Consider the following 8,966-nt stretch of genomic DNA (forward strand, 5'->3'; position numbering starts at 1 on the left):
CACNGCGTNCTGCCATTTCCGCCACCAGTTCATCCTTNGTNTTGTCNGGNTTNGGCCANTGGNNGCGNGGCTTNANGANNACAAAGTTNTCCGCNACGCTGGGGGGCATGGGNTCNGTGGCCACTTCCGGCGTGCCGATCTTGGCGAACACCTTGTCCACCTCNNNAAAGGCCTTCAGCCGTTCTTCCAGCTGCGANTGCATCNCGATGGANTGCTCNANNCCGGTGCCNGGNATNCGCAGNGCATGNAGNGCNATATCCCCTTCNTCNAGNTGNGGAATAAATTCCGANCCNANNGTNGTNGCCANCCAGANACANACCGCNACCAGCGNNGTNGCCGNCGCCCAANACCAACCAGCGAAACTTCATCGCGACAAGCAAAGCTGGTTTGTACATCGATTTGGCACCGCTGATTACCGGNCTTTCCTTTTCGCTGATTTTGCCTCGCAGCAACACTGCAACGGCGGCTGGCACCACAGTCAGCGACAGCACCATGGCGGATAACAATGCCATTACTACAGTGGCCGCCATGGGGTGGAACATCTTGCCCTCAACGCCGGTGAGAGAAAAGATCGGCAAGTACACCACGGTAATGATGGCGACACCGAACAGACTGGGGCGAATGACTTCGTTGGTGGCTTCGTACACCAGCTGGAGCCGCTCCCGCAGTGGCAACTGGCCGTTGTGCTGGGACTGGGACAACCGCCGAATGCAGTTNTCGACGATAATCACCGCACCATCCACNATCAGGCCGAAATCCAGCGCCCCAAGGCTCATCAGGTTGGCCGATACGCCCGATTGCACCATGCCAGTGATGGTGGCGAGCATGGACAAAGGAATTACNGCCGCCGTGATCAGNGCGGCGCGTAGATTGCCGAGCAACAGAAACAGCACGACGATNACCAGCAATGCGCCTTCGAGCAGGTTCTTTTCCACCGTGGCGATNGCCTTGTCCACCAAAGTCGTGCGATCGTACACCGCCTCCACCTTNACCCCCTCGGGGAGNGAAGGCTGAATGGCCTTCAATTTTTCAGCCACGGCCTGCGCGACTGAGCGGGAGTTTTCTCCCATCAACATCATGGCCGTGCCCAGCACCGTTTCCTTGCCGTCGCGGGTCGCCGCCCCGGTGCGCAGTTCCTTGCCAATGGCCACCTCGGCCACATCACTGACTTTTACCGGTGCGCCCTGCCGATTAGCGATAACCACCTGTTCAATCTCAGCGATGGAGGCCAACTGTCCAGGTGAACGGACCAGCAGCTGTTGCCCTTTGCGNTCGATATAGCCTGCACCGCGGTTGGTGTTGTTGGCTTGCAGTGCGTCCGCCAGTTCATCCATGGTGACGCCAAATTGCAGCAACTGTTGTGGGAAGGGCGTGACGTGGTACTGCTTGTTGTAGCCACCGATGGTGTTGATCTCAATCACCCCAGGCACCTGTGCCAGTTGGGGTTTGATAATCCAATCCTGAATTTCCCGCAGTGCCGTGGCGTCCAACGGACTGCCATCCTCTTGAGTGGCGCCGGGCCGCGCTTCGACCGTGTACATCAAGATTTCGCCAAGGCCGGTGGCGATGGGACCCATTTCCGGCTCCAGGCCCGGTGGCAGGGCATTCTTGATGGTGCCGAGGCGTTCATTGATCAGGTTTCGGGCGAAATAAATGTCCGTACCCTCTTCGAATACCACTGTGACCTGGGACAGACCGTAGCGGGATATTGAGCGGGTATAGGACAAATTAGGCAAACCATACAGAGCCGTTTCCACCGGGAAAGTGATCCGCTGCTCAGCCTCCANGGGGGAATACCCCGGNGCCTCGGTATTGATCTGCACCTGGACGTTGGTGATGTCTGGTACCGCATCGATCGGCAGGCGCTGAAAGCTCCACAGGCCTACACCGACNAACACCAGAATAAGGGATAACGTTAAAAACCGCCGCTCTACCGAGAAGCGTAAGATGGCNTTTATCATCANAGCCTCCTGGGTTAGTGGTCGTGGGATGCGCCGGATTTTTCGATATCGGCCTTGATCAGATAACTGTTGTCCACTACATAGCGGTCACCCGCTTGTAGCCCACCCAGTACCTCAGTCAAAGTGCCGTCGCTGGGGCCTAGCTCCAGTGGGCGAATTTCATAAGTATCTCCCACCTGGATAAATACCACGCTCCAATCCCGAAAAGGCTGCAGCGCCCGGTTCTCGACCGCCAGTGGCACCTCAAGGGTCTCTACCACTATATCCCCCGCNACCAGCAAGCCTGGGNTCAGNGTGCCGTCCGGGTTGTCCACTTTCACTCGGGCCAGGGTATAGGGCGCATTGTTTGGGGAAGGCAGCAGATGGCTAATGTTAGCCTGCTGATTAAATCCCTCGGCTTGCAGTAGAACTTTCTGGCCGACCGCCACCTTGGTGCGCTGGCCCGGAAATACCTGAAGCTCCGCCCACAAGGTGGACAGATCGGCGATGGCAAATAGAGGCCGGTCACCGGCGATTTCGCCCACACTGATCTGGCGCTCGGTTACCACGCCATCCATGGGTGAGCGCAGATCATAGGTTTTAAGACTTTCATTGGACTCCACTTGCGCCAGCAGATCACCTTTGGCAACACGGTCTCCCAAACGAACATTGACTCTGGTAATGACGCCGGGAAAGCGGGCGCGCACCCGCGCGATTTGCTCCGNCGCGGTGGTCAGTTGCCCATAAGTGGTCAAGGTTCGCTCAATCGAGCCCGGACCGGCCTCGGCTGTTCGGATTCCAGCCTTTTCAGCAATNTCGGCTGCAATGCGGGTACGGCCTTCGTGGGATTCCCATTGCCACTGGTATTNTTTACCGTTCAAGGCAAGCGTGACTTCCACATCAAAGGAATGTGGCTCGGTCACCACGCCATCCCCCAGCCAATAGTCTCCNTGGAAGGCAAAATCAAANGTATCCTCTTGTCCGCCCAAACGAGTGAGTTGAACGTTGAGGTCAACCCCATCGGTCATGGGCTTACCGTCCTTTGTCACCCAGGCACGATATTCTGGAGGAACACCTTGCTCGAAAATCTGCAGTTCGACGNTAGCGTCGTCCCGCTCAAGCAAGAGGCCNCCATGAGGNCCTTTGGTTTCGGGCGCGGTCTGTTGTGCTTCGTTAGAAGCATCGTCCCGATCTTGCGCCGCTAGCAGGGGGCTGGCGGCCAGACAGGTGGCCACCAGTATCCAGTAGAGTGGTTTTATCANTTGCATGGTTCAATAATCCTGTGTTTGGTNAGCGGGCGTGGCCTCGCCTTGAGTCATGGGCTGCGCCGTGAGCTGTTCGATAAGAGCTTGATTGAGCAGCGCCGTTGCGGCTGCTTCGACGAGTGCCTCGCGGGCCGAAAGCAGTTCACGCTGTGCGGCGGTCCACTCNACATAGCTGTAGCGGCCGCGNTCATAGGCTTTTTGGGTNAGNTCGAGGGCTTTCGTGAGATCGGGNAGGACAGTGGAGCGCAGCCGCTCAACCGCATCAATGTTTTGTTGACGGGCATGAAAAGCCTCGAACAAGAGGGAGTGGAGTTTCAGTAGCGCGCTCTGTTGGCGGTACTCCACCTCATTGCGTGCCGCCATGGCCGACTGCACCTCACCCCGGTTTCGAGATCCGGAAAACAGCGGCACGGATATTCCCGCCACCAGCGCAGCTTCACCCGACTCCTCGAAACGACGAGCACCAAGCTGCCAGCGAATGTCATTTTCCGATTGGCTTCGTGCCAGGCGGATCTCAGCCTCGCGCATACGCCGCTCGCTGGCATAGACTCGAATCATTGGGCTCTCCCGCGCTTGCTGGTAGAGCACCTCGAACCGCTCGCTAGGCTCAAACCGGAACAGATCGCCCTGCAACCGCTGAAAATCCACCCGTGTTTCCCCCCACAGTGAGGCCAGTGCCACTTTCCGCTTCTCGTACTCGGTTTGCAGAGCGTCGTGGGCGAGCTGGCTTTGGGCAAGAGCCGCCTTGGCGCGTAATACTTCGGCTTCAGGTGCAGCGCCCTGTTTGGCGCGTTGGGTAACTGTGTTCAGGGTGGTCTCGCTCAATTCCATGGCCTGAGTGGATAAATCGAGTTTTTCCTGCAGAGCCAGAGTGGCGACATAGCGTTGCGTCACCTCGCCCAACAGTTCCAGAGTCTCGGCTTCCCGTTCGGCCTTTACGAGGTCATATCGGGAGTTCACAACGCCAGTACGAGCCTGACGCTTGCTTCCCAATTCAATGACCGAAGAAAGCGACAAGGTGTATTCGGCCCCGTCAGCCCCTCTAAGGTCACCACTACCGAGGACATTTTCCACCTCCAGTCCCGCCACATAGGCCGGTGCCTGATCGGCTGACAGTCGGCGTCCCTCAAGCCCCTGCAGTCGAAAGTCAAACACCTGCAGACTGGGATTCTGAGCCATTGTCCGGGACAAGGCATTGGCGAGGCTGATGGGTGTCTCTTCAGCTTGGACACCGGCAATATTGAATGCCAGAGTACAGAGCCATAAGACGTGCATATAGAGCTTGCGCGGCAGTAAACGCCGCCCAGAGCTCATGGGCTTACAAAAAAGCATGTAACTTCTCCTACGAAGACTTAAATAACAAAAGTGTCCCGAATGGGATCAATCGTAGGATTAGGCGATGGGAGGGCGAAACAGGGAAGGAGGTATGATTGACATATGTTGGGCTTGGTAGTCGGGCAAAAGCTGACCAGCAGATAACACTGTAATATCCGTGCCACTTACCAGAACCATATGGAAGTGAGCGTGGTTTTGATGGTTATGGTCCGATGAATGGTCCAGCGATGTGTCAGACGAGAAGGAAGACGGATCTGTACCCAAAGTGCTTGAATCAATGACGGCCACTTCATGGGAATGCCCGTGATCATGATGAGGCGTCGTAGAATAATGAGGCTGGTTTATATCGCCAATAGCCACCAGTGACTGCAGAGCAATCACCATTGCTAAAACGATTGTTACCCAACGATTCTTCATTAAAACGAACAAACTCTCAAAACGTAGCCCTAGATGCTACCACAAGAAAACCCATAGCTCAAAACCGGCACCCCTCCGTGGGTACCAGCCCACTAAAGAGCGCACTGTTACCAGATGACCGGCGGCTTGACAGACAACGTCCTTTATAGTCCGTTCGATCAGCCGATGACCGCCAGCCGAATTCACTTATTTTTTTACGCGCTCTACGCTAACCTCGAGTGGTAAAAAATGCGCTCTCAAAGCAGACTCAGGCAGATCATCCTAACTTTTTAGCGAATAGCCTCTCCAAAGATAATATACAACGGGTAACACCAGCAGTGTTAGAACCATCGCGCTCAACATACCGCCCACCATTGGAGCCGCAATTCGGCTAACAACTTCTGCACCTGTGCCAGAGCTAAACATAATGGGCAGCAAGCCAGCAAAAGTGGAAACCCCCGTCATCATCACTGGTCTGACACGTAGCCCAGCTCCGTGTGTCACGGCTTGAATTAGTTCCTCTCGACGGAATGGCGCTCCTTTCTCTTTGCAATCACTTACGAATTGACTGTACGACTGATTGAGATAGGTCAGCATAATGACGCCAATTTCTACCGCGACACCCGCGAGAGCGATAAACCCGACCGCCACAGCCACAGAGAAATTGAAATTCAAAAGGAACATTAACCAGATGGACCCGATTACAGCAAGCGGCAAGGTTCCTAGAATTATGGCTACTTCAGCGAAGCTCCTGAAGTTCATGTACAGCAGTATGATGATAATAGCCAAAGTCAGCGGTATTACATAGGTCATCTTCTCCTTGGCCCGCAGCATATATTCATACTGGCCGGACCAGGTTACCGAATAGCCCGCCGGCAAATCCAGTTGTTCCTGAACGGTCACCATGGCCTGCTCAACGTAAGTGCCTACATCCACGCCTTCGATATCCACAAAAGTCCAGCCGTTGAGCCGTGCATTTTCACTCTTGATTGCCGGGGGGCCTTCCTCTACATATACCTTTGCCACATCGCCAAGTGCAATACGCTCTCCGGCCGGCGTAACAATGGGCAGCAATGCCAATTGTTCCGGCGAGTCCCGGTAATGCTGCGGGTAACGCAAATTGATCGGATAGCGTTCAAGCCCCTCAATCGTCTGCGACACATTCATTCCACCAATGGGGGTAGCCACCACCTGCTGCACATCGGCAATATTCAGGCCATAGCGTGCCGCCTGTTCCCGCTGAATATCCACCTTGATATAGCGACCACCGGCCACCCGCTCAGAGTAAACCGAGGCGGTTCCGGGCACATCTTTAAGGACTTGTTCCAACTGCTGGCCAATGGCCTGGATTTCTTTCAAGTCCTCGCCCGCCACTTTAATACCTACCGGCGTTTTGATGCCGGTCGCCAGCATGTCAATTCGGGTTTTGATGGGCATCACCCAGGCGTTGGTCAGGCCGGGGAATCGTATTAGAGCATTCATCTCCTTTTTAAGTTTCTCTGTGGTCATGCCCTCGCGCCACTGGTCTTTGGGTTTGAGCTGTATGAAGGTTTCAATCATAGTCAGTGGCGCTGGGTCAGTCGCCGTGTCGGCACGACCGATCTTGCCGAACACGGTTTTGACTTCCGGCACCGTAGCAATCAACTTATCGGTTTGTTGCAGTAACTCCCTGGCTTTTCCGATGGACAGCCCCGGATAAGTGGTGGGCATATACATCAGGTCGCCCTCATCTAAGTCAGGAATAAACTCACTGCCGATTTGATTGACTGGCCAGATCCCAATCAAAAGTATCACAACAGCCATTGCAAGCGTGGTTTTGGGGAACCGCAAGACGCCTTTGAGCAATGGCATATAGCCAGCAATCAGTAGCCTGTTTACCGGGTTCTTGCTTTCGGCGACCACCTTTCCTCGAATGAAATACCCCATCAAAACCGGAACCACTGTAACAGCGAGCGCCGCACTGGCCGCCATGGCATAGGTTTTAGTAAATGCCAGCGGACTGAACATCCGTCCCTCCTGGGCCTCCAGGGTAAACACCGGAATAAAGCTTACGGTGATAATCAGCAGACTGAAAAACAATGCGGGGCCCACCTCCGAAGCCGATTTCGCCACTACTTGCCAACGGTTTTCCGGCGTCAAAGGCGTCCGCTCCATGTGCTTGTGCATGTTCTCGATCATAACGATGGCACCGTCAATCATCGCGCCTATTGCAATCGCGATACCGCCCAGCGACATAATGTTGGCGTTCAGACCTTGAAGATGCATCACGATAAAAGCCGTCAAAATGCCCAACGGAAGGCTGATGACAGCAACCAGTGATGACCTGACATGAAAGAGGAAAATGACACAGATCAGCGCCACAATGGCAAGTTCTTCGAGCAGACTTTTCCATAAACTGTCAACGGCCCGGGAGATTAATCCGGAACGATCATAAACGGTGACAATCTCTACCCCTTCGGGCAAACCGCTTTTGAGCTTTTCCAGCTTTGCTTTGACGCCGTCAATGGTTTTTTGAGCATTTTCTCCGAAGCGCATCACCACGATACCGCCCACAGTTTCACCTTCACCATTGAGCTCAGCTATGCCACGGCGCATCTGTGGACCCACCTGGATCTCAGCCACGTTTTTTAGTAGCAGCGGCCCGCCGTTAGCGTTCACACCCAAGGGAATGTTACCCAGATCCTCCACGCTTTGGACGTAACCCGTGGCGCGCACCATATACTCTGCTTCCGCCATTTCCACCACTGAGGCACCGACCTCCTGGTTGCCACGTTGAATGGCGTTCTTAATATGCGACAGCGGGATATCAAAAGCACGTAGCTTTTCCGGATTAACCTTCACCTGGTACTGCTTGACCATGCCGCCAAGGGCCGATACCTCAGAAACGCCGCTCACCGTTTGCAGCTCGTATTTCAGGAACCAATCCTGCAGGCTGCGCAGCTGGCTCAAGTCATGCTTGCCACTGCGATCCACCAACGCGTAGAGGTAGACCCAGCCAACCCCGGTTGCGTCCGGCCCAAGTTGTGGCCGGGCGCTTGGTGGCAGTGTGGGAGCCACTTGGGACAGATACTCCAGCACCCTCGAACGGGCCCAGTAGGCGTCAGTATCATCATCAAAAATGACATAGACATAGGAATCGCCAAAAAAAGAATAGCCCCGCACGGTTTCCGCGCCCGGCACCGATAGCATGGCCGTGGTCAGTGGATAGGTGACTTGATCCTCCACCACCTGCGGCGCCTGCCCGGGGTAGCTGGTCTTAATGATGACCTGTACGTCGGATAGATCCGGGATCGCGTCTACGGGGGTATTCTTCACGGAATAGAGGCCCACACCCACCAGCATCAAGGTGCCCAGCAGCACGAAAAATCGATTGCTGATGGACCAACGAATGATGGACTCAATCATGACGATGCTCCTCGTTGTCGTGATGATCGTGCTCCATGGCGTCCTGGCTCATGCTGTCGTGGTCCGGCATAGACATCTCATCGTGGCCCTTCTCGCTCGGTTCCGGCATCGAGCCCTGGCCTCCCCCTTTATGCTGGCTGTGGTCCATTTCAGAAGATTCGGTATCGCCTGAAGATCCTTCACCGGGGATGTGAACTTGGCTCAAGCGGTAGTCACCGCCGCTATCCTTGACGATCTGTACATGCAGGCGCATCCCCGGCTCGAGATCCTCCATGCTGACGCCTTCCTCGACCATGAAATCCATGGTCATGGCGGGCCAATCCCAATCTGGTATCGGCTCGTGCTCGAGAGTGGCCATACGATGATCGGGCATCAGGCTGAGAATACGAGCGGAAACCCAAGTCGACGAGGGTTCAATGTCTTCTTCAACAGAGGCCTGTTCGCTCTGGTCGGGACGCGGCGTCATGCGTTCCAAATCTGCGGTTTTGCTGGATTCCGAGTCGATCAGGAATTGTGCGGAGGTGACGACACGCTCCCCTTCATTTAAGCCAGCCAGAATTTCCACGTGCCGCTCTCCGACGCGCCCCACTTCAACGACTACGGATCTAAACCTGCCCTCTCCTAG

4 protein-coding genes and 1 pseudogene (1 of these 5 running past the window's edge) are annotated in these 8,966 nt (G+C 55.2%); all 5 read right to left on the reverse strand.

Annotation, left to right across the window (positions count from 1 at the left end; all coding sequences use genetic code 11):
- A pseudogene (locus CMG77_RS06255) lies at positions 1 to 1,961 on the reverse strand (efflux RND transporter permease subunit) (it extends 1,149 nt beyond the left edge of the window).
- Between the two features lie 14 nt (positions 1,962 to 1,975).
- The gene (locus CMG77_RS06260) at positions 1,976 to 3,208 is read right to left on the reverse strand and encodes an efflux RND transporter periplasmic adaptor subunit (protein ID WP_286903796.1); all 1,233 of its coding nucleotides are present in this window, start codon (positions 3,206 to 3,208) and stop codon (positions 1,976 to 1,978) included.
- Between the two features lie 3 nt (positions 3,209 to 3,211).
- A complete protein-coding gene (locus CMG77_RS06265; RefSeq protein ID WP_286903797.1) occupies positions 3,212 to 4,537 on the reverse strand; it encodes a TolC family protein in 1,326 nt (441 codons plus the stop codon).
- Between the two features lie 681 nt (positions 4,538 to 5,218).
- Positions 5,219 to 8,341 carry an efflux RND transporter permease subunit gene (locus CMG77_RS06270; protein ID WP_286903798.1) on the reverse strand — a complete coding sequence of 1,041 codons (3,123 nt, stop codon included), beginning with the start codon at positions 8,339 to 8,341 and terminating at the stop codon, positions 5,219 to 5,221.
- On the reverse strand, positions 8,334 to 8,966 hold a 633-nt coding region (locus CMG77_RS06275), incomplete at its 5' end, for a copper-binding protein (protein WP_286903799.1). The genes CMG77_RS06275 and CMG77_RS06270, both read right to left, overlap by 8 nt.

The organism is Marinimicrobium sp. (assembly GCF_002695945.1).
In the GTDB taxonomy this organism is placed as follows: Bacteria; Pseudomonadota; Gammaproteobacteria; order Pseudomonadales; family Cellvibrionaceae; genus Marinimicrobium; species Marinimicrobium koreense.

Coding starts and splice junctions, on each gene's coding strand:
- CMG77_RS06270 (WP_286903798.1), bottom strand. CDS start 8,341: ATGATTGAGTCCATCATTCGTTGGTCCATCAGCAATCGATTTTTCGTG.